Origin of the sequence: Agreia sp. Leaf335, assembly GCF_001423605.1 — a bacterium.
In the GTDB taxonomy this organism is placed as follows: Bacteria; Actinomycetota; Actinomycetes; order Actinomycetales; family Microbacteriaceae; genus Agreia.
Map to the genome: position 1 here is coordinate 686,874 of NZ_LMOQ01000001.1, position 17,022 is coordinate 703,895.

At 66.8% G+C, this 17,022-nt stretch carries 16 protein-coding genes; 12 read left to right on the forward strand and 4 right to left on the reverse strand.

The window, feature by feature from the left end:
* Window positions 1–4 precede the first annotated feature (4 nt).
* Entirely contained in the window at window positions 5–649 is a 645-nt protein-coding gene (locus ASF79_RS03330) for a Maf family protein (RefSeq protein ID WP_082495716.1), read from the reverse strand.
* A 36-nt stretch (window positions 650–685) separates the two neighbouring features.
* Between ASF79_RS03330 and ASF79_RS03335 the strand changes: the two genes are divergently transcribed.
* The 4 genes from ASF79_RS03335 to ASF79_RS03350 all read left to right on the forward strand — a co-directional run bounded on the left by ASF79_RS03335 (window position 686) and on the right by ASF79_RS03350 (window position 5,071).
* Window positions 686–1,972: a class I SAM-dependent RNA methyltransferase gene (locus ASF79_RS03335; RefSeq protein ID WP_055851848.1), complete on the forward strand. Its 1,287-nt coding sequence runs from the start codon at window positions 686–688 to the stop codon at window positions 1,970–1,972.
* 63 nt (window positions 1,973–2,035) lie between these two features.
* A complete protein-coding gene (locus ASF79_RS03340) occupies window positions 2,036–2,734 on the forward strand; it encodes a response regulator transcription factor (protein WP_055851851.1) in 699 nt (232 codons plus the stop codon).
* A gap of 4 nt (window positions 2,735–2,738) precedes the next feature.
* Complete coding sequence (locus ASF79_RS03345; RefSeq protein WP_055851854.1) at window positions 2,739–4,055, forward strand: ATP-binding protein; 1,317 nt, start codon at window positions 2,739–2,741, stop codon at window positions 4,053–4,055.
* On the forward strand, window positions 4,052–5,071 hold the full coding sequence (locus tag ASF79_RS03350; protein ID WP_055775537.1) for a hypothetical protein: 1,020 nt from the start codon (window positions 4,052–4,054) through the stop codon (window positions 5,069–5,071). The genes ASF79_RS03345 and ASF79_RS03350 overlap by 4 nt, the downstream gene beginning before the upstream one ends.
* A 281-nt stretch (window positions 5,072–5,352) precedes the next feature.
* Here the strand turns inward: ASF79_RS03350 and ASF79_RS03355 are convergent, their stop codons facing one another.
* Window positions 5,353–5,595, reverse strand: coding sequence for an acyl-CoA carboxylase subunit epsilon (locus ASF79_RS03355; protein WP_082495655.1), 243 nt, complete (start codon window positions 5,593–5,595; stop codon window positions 5,353–5,355).
* A gap of 43 nt (window positions 5,596–5,638) precedes the next feature.
* On the opposite strand from ASF79_RS03355, the gene ASF79_RS03360 reads away from it, so the two are divergent.
* A complete protein-coding gene (locus ASF79_RS03360) occupies window positions 5,639–8,137 on the forward strand; it encodes a bifunctional lysylphosphatidylglycerol flippase/synthetase MprF (protein ID WP_055851856.1) in 2,499 nt (832 codons plus the stop codon).
* An 89-nt stretch (window positions 8,138–8,226) separates the two neighbouring features.
* Here the strand turns inward: ASF79_RS03360 and ASF79_RS03365 are convergent, their stop codons facing one another.
* On the reverse strand, window positions 8,227–9,177 hold the full coding sequence (locus tag ASF79_RS03365; protein WP_156366139.1) for a hypothetical protein: 951 nt from the start codon (window positions 9,175–9,177) through the stop codon (window positions 8,227–8,229).
* A gap of 306 nt (window positions 9,178–9,483) precedes the next feature.
* Between ASF79_RS03365 and ASF79_RS03370 the strand changes: the two genes are divergently transcribed.
* Window positions 9,484–10,299, forward strand: coding sequence for an SDR family oxidoreductase (locus ASF79_RS03370; protein WP_055851861.1), 816 nt, complete (start codon window positions 9,484–9,486; stop codon window positions 10,297–10,299).
* 7 nt (window positions 10,300–10,306) lie between these two features.
* Here ASF79_RS03370 and ASF79_RS03375 read toward each other — a convergent pair whose 3' ends face one another.
* The gene (locus ASF79_RS03375; RefSeq protein WP_044441817.1) at window positions 10,307–11,878 is read right to left on the reverse strand and encodes an acyl-CoA carboxylase subunit beta; all 1,572 of its coding nucleotides are present in this window, start codon (window positions 11,876–11,878) and stop codon (window positions 10,307–10,309) included.
* A gap of 162 nt (window positions 11,879–12,040) precedes the next feature.
* On the opposite strand from ASF79_RS03375, the gene ASF79_RS03380 reads away from it, so the two are divergent.
* From ASF79_RS03380 to ASF79_RS03405, 6 genes are read left to right on the forward strand one after another with little or no spacing between them, the layout of a single operon-like run.
* Window positions 12,041–12,868: a biotin--[acetyl-CoA-carboxylase] ligase gene (locus tag ASF79_RS03380; protein ID WP_055775524.1), complete on the forward strand. Its 828-nt coding sequence runs from the start codon at window positions 12,041–12,043 to the stop codon at window positions 12,866–12,868.
* 7 nt (window positions 12,869–12,875) lie between these two features.
* Entirely contained in the window at window positions 12,876–13,637 is a 762-nt protein-coding gene (locus tag ASF79_RS03385) for a PH domain-containing protein (RefSeq protein WP_055851865.1), read from the forward strand.
* 19 nt (window positions 13,638–13,656) lie between these two features.
* Entirely contained in the window at window positions 13,657–13,863 is a 207-nt protein-coding gene (locus ASF79_RS03390) for a hypothetical protein (protein ID WP_055775518.1), read from the forward strand.
* 9 nt (window positions 13,864–13,872) lie between these two features.
* Window positions 13,873–15,009, forward strand: a complete 1,137-nt coding sequence (locus ASF79_RS03395) for a 5-(carboxyamino)imidazole ribonucleotide synthase (RefSeq protein WP_156366140.1) — start codon at window positions 13,873–13,875, stop codon at window positions 15,007–15,009.
* Window positions 15,010–15,025: 16 nt separating this feature from the next.
* Window positions 15,026–15,526: a 5-(carboxyamino)imidazole ribonucleotide mutase gene (purE, locus tag ASF79_RS03400; RefSeq protein WP_055851871.1), complete on the forward strand. Its 501-nt coding sequence runs from the start codon at window positions 15,026–15,028 to the stop codon at window positions 15,524–15,526.
* Window positions 15,523–16,887, forward strand: coding sequence for an LCP family protein (locus ASF79_RS03405; RefSeq protein WP_055851873.1), 1,365 nt, complete (start codon window positions 15,523–15,525; stop codon window positions 16,885–16,887). Before purE ends, ASF79_RS03405 begins: the two co-directional genes overlap by 4 nt.
* Window positions 16,888–17,022: the final 135 nt, after the last annotated feature.

Sequence of the window (17,022 nt, forward strand, 5' to 3'; positions counted from 1 at the left end):
CCTCTTATCGGTCGATGTTCCGAAGCGACATCATGTCGACATCGAGCTCGGCCAGCATCGTGCGCAGCGTCGGCAGCGACATGCCGATCACCGTGGACGGGGCCCCGGTGACCGACCGGATGAACGGCGCCGCGAGGCCGTCGACCGTGAACGCTCCGGCCACCTGCAGAGGTTCGCCGCTCGCCACATACGCGTCGATCTCCTGCTCGCTGATGTCGGCAGCAAACTCCACCGACGCGTGAGCCGTGGCCCCGAGCGCCCTGGCGGGCTCGCCGTTCTTCACCTCGATGATCCAGTGCCCCGAGTGCAGCGTGCCCGTCTTGCCGCGCTGCTCTAGCCACCGCTCGCGGGCGATCTGGGGCTCATGAGGCTTGCCGTAGATGATGCCGTCGAGCTCGAAGGCCGAATCGCCGCCGAGAATCACGCCGTCGATCGTCTCGCCATCCGGCTGCTGGCCGAGAATGGCCTCGGCCTTCAGTCTGGCCAGCAGCGTGACCATCGCCGAGGCATCCAGTTCGCCGTTGGAGTCGGTCGCGAGCCGCACCGCGGCCTCTTCGTCGACGTTCGATGGCACGACGACGGGTTCGATGCCGACCTGCCTCAGCAGGGCGAGGCGGGCCGGCGAGGTGGATGCGAGATAGAGGCGCACGGAGAGCACCGCCCTTTCGTATGGGATGCTCGAACCATGGCTGACGCGCAGGGAACACAGGTCGAGCTGGAGATTACCAACGTAGCCCACGGCGGAATATCGGTCGCACGACTCGATGGCCGCGTGGTGTTCGTCACGGATTCTCTGCCCGGTGAACGGGTGCTCGCACGCATCACCGACGACGAGCATGCATCGTTCTGGAGGGCCGACACCGTTCGCGTGCTCGAGGCGTCGCCGCATCGGGTGCCCCACGTGTGGCAGGCCGCGTCGATCGACCGCGACCCCGACGACAGGGCCGGTGGCGCGGAGTTCGGTCACATCGACCTGCCGTGGCAGCGCGAGCTGAAGCGTCAGGTCATCGTCGACTCGCTGAAGCGCTTCGCCGGTCTCGAGCGCGACATCGAGGTCGGGGCCGTCGACGGTGACGACGAACGCGGTGGGCTCGGTTGGCGAACGCGAGTGCGGCTGCATGTGGATGCCGATGGCCGCGTCGGCCCTTTCGCCGCCCGTTCGCATCGGGTCATCGCCGTCGACGACCTTCCGCTGGCGACGCCCGCGCTCGAGCGCGAGGCTCCGCTCGGCGATCGAGTCGACGGCTCGGACTTTCCTGCCGACGGCTACATCGACCTGGTCGCGCCGTCGCAGGGTGCGCCTCGCTTCGTGACGTCGACCGAGACGCCGGAGAAGGCCCGCGGCTCGCGCACTGCCGCGCGTCGTGGACGCAGCATCACCGAGGTGGTCGACGGGCGGGAGTTCCTGCTCGACGAGCAGGGTTTCTGGCAGGTGCACCGCGGGGCCGCCTCGACTCTCTCGCGGGCGATCCGCAGCGAGGTCCTCGACGACCGCCTCGATCCGAGCGCGTTCAACCTCGACCTCTACGGCGGCGTCGGGCTCCTCGCCGCCGCGCTCGGGGAGAAGGTCGGAGCGGGGCTGCGCATCACCAGCGTCGAAGGCAACGAGCTGGCGACCGACTACGCCGCCGAGAACCTCAGCGAGTGGATCGGAGCGAACGCCGAGACGAACAGGGTCGATCGCTATCTGCGCCAGCTCGAGAAGAACGCCCAGGCCGCGGAGCGCGAGCGGTTGTCTCGCGCCACCGTGATCCTCGATCCGCCGCGCGCGGGGGCGGGCAAGCAGGTCGTCAACTCCCTGATGTCGCTCGATGTCGCCCAGGTCGTCTACGTGGCATGCGATCCGGTCGCGTTCGCCCGTGACGCCGGACAGTTCGAACGCGGCGGCTACCGCGTGCGCTCGATGCGCGCCTTCGACCTCTTTCCCCACACCCATCACGTCGAATCCGTGGCCGTTCTCACCAAAGACTGACGCTCCAACGCTCGACGCACGCTGTCCGTTACGATCGGAGAGACCTGGAGGGGGGAGGCCAGCATGATTCCCGCAGACACGAGCGCTTCGGCGGATCGCCTCTCCGAGGCGACGGTGCGCGTCGCGATCGTCGACGATCACGAGTCGGTCCTCCTCGGGCTCCGGGCCGCCTGCCTCGAGGCGGGATACGAGGTCGTCGCCGTCGGATTGACCGTTCCCGACCTCCTTCGCGCCCTCGGCACACGGCCGTCTGACGTCGTCGTGCTCGACCTCAGCATCGGAGACGGGCTCAGCGTCACGCACAATGTCGAGGCCGCTTTAAGGACGGGCGCGTCCGTGCTGGTGCACAGCATCGCAGACCGAACCGCGAGCGTTCGAGAGGCGCTCGCGGCGGGCGCGGCAGGGGTCATCCCCAAGTCTGCTTCCACCAGCACCGTGATCGCCGCGATCGCCACGGTGGCCGCCGGGGGAGTGCTGAACAATCTCGAGTGGGCGAGCGCCATCGACGCAGACGCAGAGTTCTCTCGGGCTCGCCTCACGGCTCGTGAGCGCGACGTTCTGCACCTGTATGCGGCCGGCCTGCCCCTCAAACTCGTCGCCGCCGAGCTCGGCATCGCCACCCCGACCGCACGGGAGTACCTCGACAGGGTGCGAGCCAAGTACGTGCAGGTGGGGCGTCCTGCTCCCACCAAGGTCGATCTCCTGAAGCGGGCCGTCGAAGACGGCATCCTGGCTCTGGGCGAAAAAACCGACGGCAGGTAGGCGGATGTCTGCACCAGCCCGACCCGCGAACGACGAGACCCGAGCGTCATCGGCGCCGCCCGGCATCCTGAATCGCACGCGCGGCTCGATCTCGAGGGCGCGAATCGAAACGGTGATGGGTCGCATCGCAGGAATCTTCGGCATCGTCTTCGCACTGCAGGCCTTGCCCAACCTGCTCGCCTCGGGGGACTACCTCTCGCCGGCCTGGGCGATCGCGCTGCCCGTGGTTCTGTTCACCGGCATGCTCTCCGTGCTGATCACCAGCATCATCGCGCGCGGTGTCGCGGTCGCGGCCGGTGTGACGGCGACCGTGTTTGTCTTATCCCTCGTTCTCTGGCCCGCGGCGGTCGTGCACCCCAACGAGACGGCGCCCACGGAGCCGTGGATCTGGTACGTCGTGACGGTGGCCACGGCCTACGCAGCCATCTCGTTCAATGTCTGGCTCGCGGGCCTGTACGTCGTGCTCGTGCCGATCATGTACGCGATCCTGCGCGCCCTGCCCTCCGGCGGAGGAGCGGATGCGGGGCTGGCGGCCTTGGACGCGCTCTACGTGTTCATCCTCGGCGCCTTCATCCTCATTGTGCTCACGACGCTGCGCAACGCAGCAGACCGGGTCGACCAGGCCCAGCAGGCGGCGATGCTGCGCTACTCCGTCGCCGTGAAGCAGGATGCGATGGAGGCGGAGCGCCTGCACGTCGACGCCCTGGTGCACGACCGCGTACTCACGACTCTGCTGTCGGCGTCGAAGAGCACCAGCGCGATGGAACGCGATCTGGTGGTCGAGATGGCGCGAGACGCGCTCCGGGCCCTTCACTCATCGGGAGAGCCGGGCAAGCCCGGATTCGAGACCACGCTCGGAGAACTGGCCGAACGCCTCGCCAACGCCGCCCGCGTTCTCTCGCCCGGGTTCGACTACGCCCACGGATCGATTCCGCAGCGCGTCGTGCCCGGCGATGTGGCGGAGGCGGTCTTCTCCGCCGCGGTGCAGGCCATGGTCAACAGCCTCCAGCACGCCGACGATCCCACGGCCGACAAGGTCACTATCGAGCGCACGCTCTCCGTTCACGCCGACAAGGGCGAGGGCTTCACGGTGCAGGTCTCGGACACGGGCGTGGGCTTCGATCCCGCCCAGGTTCCGCAGGAGCGACTGGGGCTGCGCGTGAGCATCCGCGAACGTGTCTCGACGGTGGGGGGAGCCGTTCAGATTCAGTCGGTTCCCGGCGGCGGGGCCTCGATCGTGATCTTCTGGCCCGATCCCAATGCGGAGACCACGGCCGAGCACGTTCGACGTGCGTTCGACCTGGGCGAGCAGGCCTCATGATCTCGTCGCCTCGATTCATCGTCATCGGCCTCGCCGCACTGTTCTCGGCCTACCACCTCGTTCTCGCTCTCTCGTCGATCTCGGTGCCGCGCGACCCCGCGCCGGTCGTCGTCGCCATGGTGATCTACGCCGCCGTCACGGCGGTGAGCTTGTGGGCCCCGACGGCGAAACGCATGCCGGGCTGGAACGCCGCCCTCACCGTGGCGGTCGGCCCCGTTCTCTCGATTCTCGTTCTCTCCCAGCTCGATCCGCGGGCGGCGAATGGGTACGCGACGTGGTTCGTGGCCGGAGTCTTCACACTGCTCGTGATCACCACGGTGCGCGGCCAGCCTGTATTCGCCTGGATCGGCGTCGGCGTCACGGTCGCCGCGATCGTGGTCTGGGCCGATCCCCTGGCCCTGATCGTGACGGGGGTCTTCGGCGGTGCCATGTGGGTGGCGATCGCGCATGCCCTCTCGATCGCGCTCGTGCGCGCCGAGCAGGATGCCGCCCAGTATGCCCGCGCCGGCATCAAGGCGGCCGAATGGCAGGCCAACCAGGAGGCGCTCCTCTACGAACGGCGGCACCGTCTCGAGCAGATGGACAAGCTGGCGGCTCCGATGCTGCGCCGCATCGTCGCATCCGGTGGCGATCTCGGGCCAGAGGAGCGTCGAGAGTGCCTGCACCTCGAGGCCGCGATCCGAGACGAGATCCGAGGCCGGCTGCTGCTCACCGACGACGTGCGCGCCGAGGTGATGGCGGCGCGTCGACGCGGCGTGCACGTCACGATGCTCGACGACGGAGGACTCGACGCGCTACCAGAGTCGGACAGGCTCGCGGCCCTGGCCGAACTGGTCGACGTGGTGGGCGGAATCGATGCCGATCGATTGATCATCAGAACCGGCACCGAGAGCTCGGACACGGCGGTATCGGTCGTGGGCCTGCGGGAGACCGGTGAAGACGGCACCGCCGCGGCGCTCGGAGACGACGACGGCGATGACGAAGTGACCCTGTGGCACGAGATCCGGCGGCCGTAACTGCATGAGCCCGAACGTAAAAGTGGGGCCGACGGTAATCCATCGGCCCCACAGTTACGAATCCGAGTCAGAGCACTAACCCGAATAGTGCTCTGACTCGCCCCCAGTTCACTGCCCGCTTACCCTAGATGGCAGTGGACTGGCGATGTTCATCCCGAAGGAGAACACCTAGCAAAGTCATCATGGCCCGCCGCGTGTGGATGGCACCAGTCGGCATAAATGAGGACATGTTTTCGAAAGCCGCCGAGCCGCAGATCTCGTGCGGCTCTGGCGGGCTGGCGCTACTTCGCGCGGCGCCATTCTCCGGCACCGGGGTGGATGGGCGTGCGCAGATCGCGGCGCGACTTCTCCCAGCCGCTCGCCACCGGTACGACCGCGTCTGGCGAGGAGTCGGACGGGTTCGCGATGGCTGCCTGGAGCACCGCCGTGACCGCCGCGATCTCTTCGGGCTCGAGGTTCGGCGTGGTGATGGTGAACTCGATCGGCTCGGGTTCGGCGGCATGGCGCGGTGTCGGTGCAGTCACGAAGTCGAGGCTACATTAGGAGCACGACCTGGGGGAGGGGCGGATGTCGTCGACGCTTGGATTCATCGCGCAGTATCTGCGCACCGTTCCCTTGAGCGTCGGGTTCGCCGCGCTGCTCATCATCACGTCGATCGTGACCGGCACCATCGGCGACTTCGTGTACTCCGATCCGGCCGAAGAGACCTGGGGCGCGGGCGTCGCGACCGCGTCGAACGGTCAGTGGTGGACGTTCGTGACTGCACTCGTCATTCCGGGCGATCCTGCTCAGCTCGTAGCCGGCGTGCTTCTCTCTCTCGTGCTTCTCGGCACGGCCGAGCGCGCCATGGGTGCGCGACGAGTGATCGCGTCGTTCGTGGTCACGGGTGTCCTCGGACTCGTCGTGGGAGTCTTCTTCCAGTGGATCGGCAGCCTCGCCGGTGAGTGGTGGGCGGCCGGCACGTCGCTCGACCTGACCCTCGACCCCCTGACGCCCATCGTCGGGACCCTGCTCACGGCATCCGCGTTTCTGTCGGCGCTGTGGCGGCGACGGGTTCGCATCGTGACCTTCTCGATTCTGTTGATGTTCGTTCTCTACGACGGAGACTCGTCGAACTCGTACAGGCTGTCGGCGGCCGTGCTGGGGCTCGTTCTCGGTCGGCTGCTGGCGCGCCGCGGAGAGCCCGTCGCGCCGCAGCGCAGCTCCCACGCCGAGGTGCGGGTGCTGCTCGCCACGATCGTGGCGGTCACGGCGGTCGGCCCCGTCATCGCGCTCATCAACCCCGACGGGTTCGGGCCTTTCGCGGCCGCCAGCGAGCTGTTCCGCACCTTTCCCGACGCGGCCTCCACGACGGCGGAGTGCGCCGGAGCGACGAGCGCCCGTTGCGTGCACCAGCTGGCCCTGCTGAGCCTCGCCGGCCCCGGACCCCTGCTGCTCACCTTCATTCCGCTGGTGTTGCTGCTCGTCGCCGCGTGGGGTCTTCGCAAGGGTCGACGATTCGCCCTGTGGCTCGCGGTGCTGGTGAATATCGCTTTCGCACTGCTGGCGTGGTTCTCGCTCGATGTGATGCAGACGCTGCAGACCCAGGGTGAGGGAGGGCCGTCGCTCGATGTCGTCGACTACGTGGTCTGGCTCGGAAGCGCGGTGGTCGTGCCGATCGTGATCTCCGCGATGCTCGTGGCTCGCCGTGCTCACTTCGGTATCAGGGCGCCGCGCGAAGCGCTCATCCGGTTCACGCTCGTCTCTCTCGTCTCTCTCGTGGCGCTCTCGGTTCTGTACCTGATCGTCGGCTGGCTGACGCTCGGCAGCTATGTGCCGGATGCGACGCTGTCGCAGCTGACGGCCGACGTGTTCCGGCGCTTCATCCCGGTCAACTTCCTCGGAACCACCGGACACGTGATGGTTCCACGCGACGAGCTCACCCGGGCTGTCTTCCACTGGGTGGGTCCGCTGTTCTGGGCGATCGTGGTGGCAGGCATCCTGAGGGTGTTCGCGGCCACGGATCAGACCGTGCGGGTGGGCGATCCTCAGCGGTTCAGGGCGCTGCTCAAGCGCGGCGGCGGCGGCACCATGGGGTGGATGGGCACCTGGCCCGGCAACGTCTACTGGTTCAGCGCCGATGGCGAGGCGGCCGTGGCGTACCGGGTGATCAACGACATCGCGATCACCATGAGCGATCCGGTGTGCAGAGACGGTCGCGCGACGCAGACGATCCGCGAGTTCGCCGACTTCTGCGACGCCAACAGCTGGACTCCGGTGTTCTACAGCGTGCACCCGCAATACCTGCGTTCGTTCGATGACCTCGGGTGGCAGTACATGTCCGTCGGCGAGGAGACGCTGATGCATCCGGTGACCCTCGACATGGCGGGCAAGCCCTGGCAGAAGGTGCGGCAGGCACTGAACCGGGGCATCAAGGAGGGGCTCACCACCCAGTGGCTGAGCTACGACGAGCTCACGCTCTCGCAGGCGAACCAGATCAACGCGATCTCCGAGGCCTGGGTCTCTGAGAAGGAGCTGCCCGAGATGGGATTCACGCTCGGCGCCCTGGAGGAGATCAAGGACTCCGACGTGAAGCTGATGCTCGCGCTCGATCCGGAGGGCACGATCCAGGCCGTCACGAGCTGGTTGCCCATGTACCGCGACGGGGTGCCGGTGGGGTACACGATCGACTTCATGCGTCGGGCAGATGGGAGCATGAACGGAACGATGGAGTTCCTCATCGCATCTGCCGCACTGGCCATGCAGAAAGACGGCATCGAGGTGCTGAGTCTGTCGGGGGCGCCGCTGGCGTCCAAGCCTCTGGCCGCAGGGGAGGAGCCGCCGGCTCCGACCGTGCTGACGGGGCTCCTCGAGTTCCTCGCCAAGACGCTCGAGCCCGCGTATGGCTTCTCCACGCTCTTCCGCTTCAAAGCGAAGTTCAACCCGACGTACGAGACGATCTACATGGCCTACGCCGATCCACTGGAGCTGCCGGCGATCGGGGCAGCAGTGGGCAAGGCCTACCTGCCTACCGTGTCGGCCAAGGAGGCCGTCTCGCTGGTGCGCACGCTGGCCGCGAAGAAGTAGCGCCCACGCATCCTTCGCGCAGCCTCGAGCGTGCCGTTAGCGGGCGAACGCGCCACCCTAGAGCGCGCGGTGGCCCGCTAACGGCGCGCTCACTGCCGCTTTTCGCTGTCCAGCGGCCGGATGCGGAATGCGTCGGGATGGTTTGGCGGCACCTGGGGCACCCCCATCTCTAGAAGTCGCTGAGTGAGCCTGCGAGGAGATACGGAGATCGACCAGTCCCAACGGCCGAATCCATCGCTCTGCAGCCGCAACCAGTCCTCGCGAAGCTTCTCGTCCCAGAGTGCCTGTTCCGGCGTTCTTCCTCTCAGAAATACGGGATCTTCGTACTTGGCACGGCCATCCACTTCACCGATGGTCTTCGCGCCTCGGAACCAATAGTCCACAAAGGCGTGTTCTCCGTTCGGGCCCCAGAACTCTTTCTGAAGCTCGGGCTGAGGAAAACGGCAGCGTGCCATCGTCACCCGACTCGCGGATTCGGCTACGGACTCCGACAGTGGAGTTGCAAAGTCGACGACGCGGGCGGCTCGGGCCGAACCTCGGAAGCGTCCGAGGGCGGAGAGAAGGGCGCGGAGTTCGGCCTGGTTCGCCATCTCGTTGTGCAACGCAAAATCGGCAGCCGCGACTGCCGACATAAAGGGTGCAGAGGCCGCCATATCGATGACGGTTCGAGCTACGCCGGTCACTCGAAGACCATCGATGATGGTGAGATCTGCATGCTCAAACCCAAGGGCGTGTCGTCGAATGTGGTCGTGCGATCGGCCACCACCCGCTTTCTCGGTGAGCAGATGCACCTGGGTCGGCCATGCTCCGATCGCGGGAAGGCGCCACAGCGCCGCGGCGGAGACGCCCCACAACACAGCCTCCGCACGGCGGCTGTTGGCCACGCCGAAAACAAGCGCACGATATCGGTCAGCTGCGTTCCAGCCATCCCATTCCTGTTCGGGCGCATACACGCCGTGGCTGACGCGCAGAAGCTCGCCGCGAGAGGCTCGTCTGCGAAGAGCCGAGTCGTCACCGACAAGCAACGAGCGGTCGCGCACGTAGAGCAGTCTGTCTTCGGGGTTTCCTTGAGGCATGGCGCCAGAATGCCGTGGGGTCGAGGCAATGAGGGTGGACTTTCTCGCGAATGTGCACGATTCAGCGTCGGCGCCTTCCGTGGAGGAACGGCGAACACAAGGATGTCGTTGGCGAACGCGCTGTCGGCGGGCGAACGCGCGGTCAGGGCAGGCGCGCTCGCCCGCTAAGAGAGCGTTCGGGCTTGGAGCCTTGAGAGGCGCTCGCGGGCGAGTGGCTCACATGCGTCAAGCCCTGCCGCCGGTGGGGGTCGCCGCCGTAGCGTCGTACATATGAGCACATCGAACTTCTCACCACGCCGCGCCATCGTCACCGGATCGAACTCGGGTATCGGCAGGGCTACAGCCCTCGCCCTCGCCGAGGCGGGCATGGATGTCGGCATCACCTTCCACTCCGATTCCGACGGCGCCGAAGAGACGGCCGACATGGTGCGCTCCCTCGGGCGCGACGCGCACATCGCGCAGCTCGACACCGGCGAGCTCGACTCGGTCTCGGGCACCATCACCTCGTTGATCGAGAAGCTCGGCGGTCTCGACGTCTTCGTCAACAATGCCGGCGTCATGGATGTCGCACCGTTTCTCGAGATGGACCTGGAGACCTGGCGTCACACGATCGCCGCCGACCTCGACGGCGCATTCATCGCCATCCAGACCGCCGCGAAGACGATGGTCGAACAGGGCGCCGGTGGGCGCATCATCGGGGTCACGAGCGTGCACGAACATCAGCCGCGGGTCGGGTCGAGCGCCTACGACGCGGCGAAGCACGGCTTCGGCGGACTGCTCAAGACGGCGGCGCTCGAGCTGGGGCAGCACGACATCACCGTCAACGCGGTGGCTCCGGGCGAGATCGCCACGCCCATGAACGACATGACCGACGAGGACGCGTTCAACACCCACCGCCCCGGCATCCCGCTCGGCCGCTCGGGCATCGCCGGTGAGATCGCGTCGGTCATCGCGTTCCTGGCGTCACCCGCCTCGAGCTACGTGACGGGCGCATCGTGGGCCGTCGACGGCGGCATGCTGCAGATGGGCCCGCAGGGCGGATCGCACCTCACGACAGACGACTGGCGCGGAGCGGCGACGGAGTAACCCCGCGTTACAGCGGGATGTTGCCGTGCTTCTTGGTGGGCAGGCTCGCCCGCTTCGTGCGCAGTGCCCTGAGCGCCTTCACGACCGCGACGCGGGTGGCCGCCGGCTCGATCACGCCGTCGAGTTCTCCGCGTTCCGCGGCGAGGAACGGCGACGCGACGTTGTAGGTGTACTCGTTGGCGAGCCTCGTGCGCACAGCGGCCACGTCTTCGCCGGCCTCTTCTGCCCGCTTGATCTCGCCGCGGTAGAGGATGTTGACGGCACCCTGGCCGCCCATGACGGCGATCTCGGCGGTGGGCCACGCGAGGTTGATGTCGGCGCCGAGCTGCTTGGAGCCCATCACGATGTACGCGCCGCCGTAGGCCTTGCGGGTGATCACGGTGATGAGGGGAACGGTGGCCTCGGCGTAGGCGTAGAGCAGCTTCGCGCCGCGCCGGATGACACCCGTCCACTCCTGATCGGTTCCCGGGAGGTAGCCGGGCACATCGACGAGGGTGAGGATCGGGATGGAGAACGCGTCGCAGAAGCGCACGAACCGCGCGGCCTTCTCACCGGCCTCGATATTGAGCGTTCCGGCCATGGCGTTGGGCTGGTTGGCCACGATTCCGACCGAGCGACCCTCGACGCGGGCGAAGCCGACCACGATGTTGGGCGCGTAGAGCGGCTGGGTCTCGAGGAACTCGCCGTTGTCGACGATGTGTTCGATCACCGTGTGCACGTCGTAGGGCTGGTTGGGCGAATCCGGGATGAGCGTGTTGAGCTTGCGGTCGGCATCCGTGATCTCGAGCTCGACCTCGCTGTCGTACACCGGGGCATCCGACAGGTTGTTGTCGGGCAGGTAGCTGATCAGTCCGCGCGCGAAGTCCAGCGCGTCTTCCTCATCGCTGGCCAGATAGTGCGAGACGCCCGAGACGGTGTTGTGGGTGAGTGCTCCGCCGAGCTCCTCCATGCCCACGTCTTCGCCGGTGACCGTCTTGATGACATCGGGGCCGGTCACGAACATCTGGCTGGTCTTGTCGACCATGATCACGAAGTCGGTGAGGGCGGGGGAGTAGACCGCGCCGCCCGCCGCGGGGCCCATGATGATCGAGATCTGCGGGATGACTCCCGAGGCCTGCGTATTGCGGCGGAAGATCTCGCCGTACTTGCCGAGAGCGACGACGCCCTCCTGGATGCGGGCTCCGCCGGAGTCGAGCATGCCGATGATCGGCACGCCGGTCTTGAGGGCGAGGTCCATGACCTTGATGATCTTCTCGCCGGCGACCTCGCCGAGCGACCCGCCGAAGATCGTGAAGTCCTGTGAATAGACGGCGACCTGGCGCCCGTGGATCGTGCCCGTGCCGGTGACGACCGCGTCGCCGTAGGGGCGCGACTTCTCCATGCCGAAGGCCACGGTGCGGTGGCGAACGAACTCGTCGATCTCGACGAACGAGCCCGCGTCGAGCAGCTCTTCGATGCGCTCGCGGGCGGTCTTCTTGCCCCGGGCGTGCTGCTTGGCGATGGCCGCCTCACCGCTGGCGGTCACGGCCTCGTGGTACCTGTTTTTCAGGTCGACCAGCTTGCCCGCTGTGGTGTACATGTCCGGCGCCTGTGCAGTTACGTCTTCGCTCACCGGTTCACTCTACCGGCCAGCCATCGCCGCCAACCGTTGGTTGGTTGCTACAAATTTGCCGCGCATCCATTGGTTCGAGCCCGTGCGCCGCGCCGACAAGCGACAGGTGCTGCGCCTAGGGTGATGCCTATGAAACTGCCCCTCAGTTCCGCGGTCGCCGAGCGCCTCGAGTGGCTTCCGCGCGTCGGTTCGACGAACGATGCGCTGCGCGAGCGGGCCACAGGGCCGGATGCCTCGGCCTGGCCCGATCTGTCGGTGGTCGCCACAGACACGCAGACTCAGGGCCGGGGAAGACTCGGCCGTACGTGGACCGCGCCCGCCGGAAAGTGTCTCGCCGTGTCCGTTCTGCTGCGGCAGCCGATCGGGTCGTCTGTTCTGCCGCCCGACAGCCTGGGCTGGCTGCCACTCATGGCGGGGGTGGCGATGACGCAGGTCGTGCGTTCGCTCATCGATGGAGAGATCGGTCACGCGACGAGCGTGCACCACCGCCCGGTGGCGTCGCTCAAGTGGCCCAACGATGTTCTGATCGACGGTGCGAAGGTCAGCGGAATCCTCAGCGAGCTCGTGCCGTCGACCGGGGTCATCGTCGGCGCCGGATTGAACGTCTCGCTCACCGAGAACGAGCTCCCGGTCTCCACGGCCACCTCTCTGCTTCTCGCCGGAGTTCGGCACGCCTCGCTCGACGCGGCGCTCGCCGGCTACGTGATCAACCTGTCGCGTCTCTACCGAGATTTCGTGCGCTTCGAGGGCGATGCCGTGCAGAGCGGGCTGCATGCCCTGGTTACCGCTTTGTGCGGCACGCTGGGCAGCCCCGTTCTGGCCGAGCTTCCCGGAGGCGAGGTCGTCTCGGGCATCGCCCGCGAGATCGACGAGCTGGGACGCATCGGTATCGATCGCGACTCGGATGGCTGGAGAGTCGTCGTGGCCGCAGGAGATATCACCCACCTGAAGGTTTAATAGGCCCATGCCCGCTCCGCAGCATCCGCGTCCGAGCTTCGGTGCGCTCATCCACGGTTCGGATGCTCAGACGGAGGTCTTCGCGGCCGAGCGCTCGGCGCCAGCCCCGGCCCGTGCGCAGAGCGCCTACGACGAGACCGTGGTGACCGAACGCATCCGGCCCCAGGGCCAGCCGCCACAAAGCCCGGCTGCCCACGGTCAGTACGCCCACGGCGCCTCGGATGCCACGGGCCCGGCCGCCGAGCAGGCAGAGCCTGAGCGTGTAGTCGCCAAGTTCCGCTCTCACGGTCGGCGCCTGTTCTTTCCGACGATTCTTCTCATCGCCATCGCCGGAGCGACGGGTTACTTCTCCGGATGGTTCGCCGAGGAATGGCAGAACTGGTCTGTGCTCGCCGCGGGCGCGCTGCTCGCCGTTCTGTTCTTCGTCATTCCCGCGGTGAAGTGGTTGAGCGTGCGCTACGTGCTCACCACTCGGCGCGTCATCCTGCGCCGCGGTCTGCTGGTGAATACCCGCAGCGAGGTGATGCTCTCTCGTGCGGGCGACCTGACCGTGCGCAAGTCCGTGCTCCAGGTGATGTTCCGCACGGGAGACGTGCGCATCGGCACGGCGCCGGGGGAGTACGCGGTGCTTCGCGATGTGCCTCGGCCCGACCTGGTATCCGAGGCGATCGGAGACCTCATCGAGGCGCAGCACGTTCCGGCGCACGCCGTGAGATTCCGACGAACCGATGAAGACAATCCGTGGTGGGACGAGCAGCAGCCTCGTTAGGCGGAGTAGCCTCTGGAGCATGTTGGAATTCAAGGGCGAGAAACTCGAGCAGGTCTGGGTCGGCAACGAGCACGTCGCGAGCATTCGCGAGGCCTCGGGTCACGGCGAAGGGCCGTTCATCATCGAGACGGTCGACGGCGTCGAGATCCATCAGGCGGCCGACCTGCACCTCGCAGAGCTCTGGGTCGCACAGCACTCCGACAGCATTCTGGGCCGCCCGAACTAAGCTGGACGCGTGGAATATCGCGTAGGTGTCATCGGTGGCGGTCAACTGGCTCGAATGATGATTCCCGCGGCGGTGAATCTCGGCATAGACCTCAAGGTGCTCGCCGAGAACCCCGGATCGTCGGCGGCGCTCGCGGCGAGCGAGGTGGGTGACTATCTCGATCGCGACACGGTACTGGCCTTCGCCCAGACCGTCGACGTGATCACCTTCGACCACGAGCATGTGCCGCAGGCCATCCTGCACGCCCTCGTCGAGGCGGGCCACGACGTGCGGCCTGGGCCGGATGCGCTGCTGTACGCGCAGGACAAGATCCTGATGCGCGAGAAGCTCGAGCAGCTCGGAGTGCCGGTTCCTATCTGGGCGGCGGTGTCGAACGCAGACGAGCTCGCCGCATTCATCTCAGACAACGGTGGCCACGCTGTCGTGAAGACGCCGCGCGGCGGGTACGACGGTAAGGGCGTGCGCGTCGTGTCGCATTCCGACGAGGTCGCAGACTGGTTTCTCGCACTCGCCGAAGACGGCAACGGGGGATCGCTGCTCGCCGAAGAGCGGGTCGACTTCAGTCGCGAGCTCGCTCAGATGGTCGCTCGCCGACCTTCGGGCGACATGCAGCTGTGGCCCGTGGTCGAGTCGATTCAGCGAGACGGGGTCTGCGCCGAGGTCATCGCTCCCGCGCCGCGGAGCGCCGGACGCGTCGCCGACGTCGCGGCCGACATCGCCACGACGATCGCGGAGGGCGTCGGCGTGACCGGAGTCTTCGCCGTCGAGCTCTTCGAGACCACCGACGAGCGTCTTCTCGTGAACGAGCTGGCGATGCGCCCGCACAACACCGGCCACTGGTCGATCGACGGCTCGACCACGAGTCAGTTCGAGCAGCACCTGCGAGCCGTCCTCGATCTGCCCTTGGGTGCTACAGGATGCCGCGACACCTGGTCAGTCATGGTCAACGTGCTCGGCGGGCCCGCCGAGGGAACCCTGGCCGACCGCTATCCCGCCGCTTTCGCGGACCAGCCCACGGTGAAGTTCCACAACTACGGCAAAGCTCCGCGCCCGGGCCGCAAGGTCGGACACGTCACCGCCGGCGGCGACGACCTCGACCAGGTTGTGTTCGAGGCGCGTGCCGCAGCGGCTTTCTTCCAGAACTGACGTTTACCATGGGCCAATGCCCGCAATCACGCCTCTCGTCGGTGTCGTCATGGGGTCAGACTCTGACTTCTCGGTGATGGCCGACGCCGTCGCCGTCCTCAACGACTTCGGCATCGCCCACGAGGTGCAGGTCGTCTCGGCCCACCGCACTCCCGAGAAGATGATCGACTACGGCCGCACCGCTCGCGATCGCGGTCTGAAGGTGATCATCGCCGGCGCCGGTGGTGCCGCTCACCTTCCGGGTATGATCGCCGCTGTCACGACCCTCCCGGTCGTGGGCGTTCCCGTTCCCCTCGCCCGTCTCGACGGCCTCGACTCGCTGCTGTCGATCGTGCAGATGCCCGCCGGTATCCCCGTGGCCACCGTGTCTATCGGCGGCGCCAAGAATGCGGGCCTCATCGCTGTGAGCATTCTCTCGACCTTCGACGACACCCTCGCGGGAAAGCTCGGCGACTACCGCGAAGAGCTCACGGCCCTCGTCGAGCAGAAGAACCAGGACCTGCAAGCACGCCTATGACTACTGTGAATGCACCCATCCGCTACCCGGATGTGGCCTCTCCGAAGGTGATGACCGCCCGAGCCTGGGTACTGGTCGTACTCAACTTCGTGCTCCCCGGATCCGCTCAGGTGCTCGCCGGCAGTAGACGCCTCGGGCGCTTCGGACTCGGCTGCACGCTCGCGCTCGTCGGACTCGCGATCGTGGCCGGCATCGTCTATCTCATCTGGCCCCAGATGATCTTCTCGGTCTTCACGAACGAGTGGAGCCTCTGGGCAGTGCAGATCATCCTCATGGCCTACGCCGTTCTCTGGGTCATCCTGGCTCTCGATACCCTCCGCCTGGTGCGGCTCGTTCGCACGCGACCCAACGCTCGCGGCTGGATCGCAGGCTTCACCACGGTGCTCCTGGTTCTGTTCGCGGGTGGCGCCGGCTACGGCGCCTACCTCGTCAACGTGACTCGCGACACGGTCGCGTCGATCTTCGCCGTGCAGGCTAATGCCGAGCCTCCGGTCGACGGCCGGTACAACATCCTGCTTCTCGGCGGCGACGCAGGCGCCGACCGTGACGGCCTGCGCCCCGACAGCATCACTGTGGTGAGCATCGAAGCCGATACCGGTCGCGCCACGATGATCGGTGTGCCACGTGACCTCCAGCAGGTGCCGTTCCCCGAGGGTTCTCCTCTCATTGGCTCCGACTACGACGAAAACGGCACGGGCGTCTACGACTGCGGCTCCGACTGCCAGATCAGCTTCCTCTATCCGCGGGTCGAGGCCTACGACCAGGACCTCTACCCGAACGCCGAAGCCGAGGGATCGAACGCGGGAATCGAGGCGACGAAAGATGCGGTCGAGGGTGCACTCAATCTCACGATCCAGTACTACGTGCTGATCGACATGCAGGGCTTCGCTCAACTCATCGATGCGCTCGGCGGAGTAGATATCAACGTGACCGAGCGTCTGCCCATCGGTGGAGACGAGAACCTCAACGAGGTCGAGGGCTGGATCGAGCCGGGTCAGCAGCACATGGACGGGACCACCGCCCTCTGGTACGCGCGCTCCCGCCACACGACGAGCGACTACGACCGCATGGGCCGCCAGCGTGAGCTGCAGACGGCGATTCTGACGCAGTTCCAGCCCGCCAACGTACTGAGCAAGTTCCAGGGCATCGCCCAGGCCGGTGCCGACGTCGTGAAGACAGACGTACCGCAGTCGACGCTGGCCTATTTCCTCGACCTCGCGCTGAAGACCAAGAACCTTCCGGTCGACAACGTCGAACTCGTTCCACCGGCGGTCGACCCGGAGGATCCGGATTGGGACTCCGTGAGGCAGTCCGTGAGCAACGCGCTCGTGCTCAGTTCGTCGAAGACCGCGACGCAGTAGGCGCACGGGGCGTACCGTTCGCCCTGTAAAGTCGGGACCGCTGGTCGATACGCGGAGTGCACAAGGGTTCGCGAACGGAGCCCGGATCGGCGGGTAGTATCGCAGAGGCTTCGGCTGAAGCAATAGATACGGACG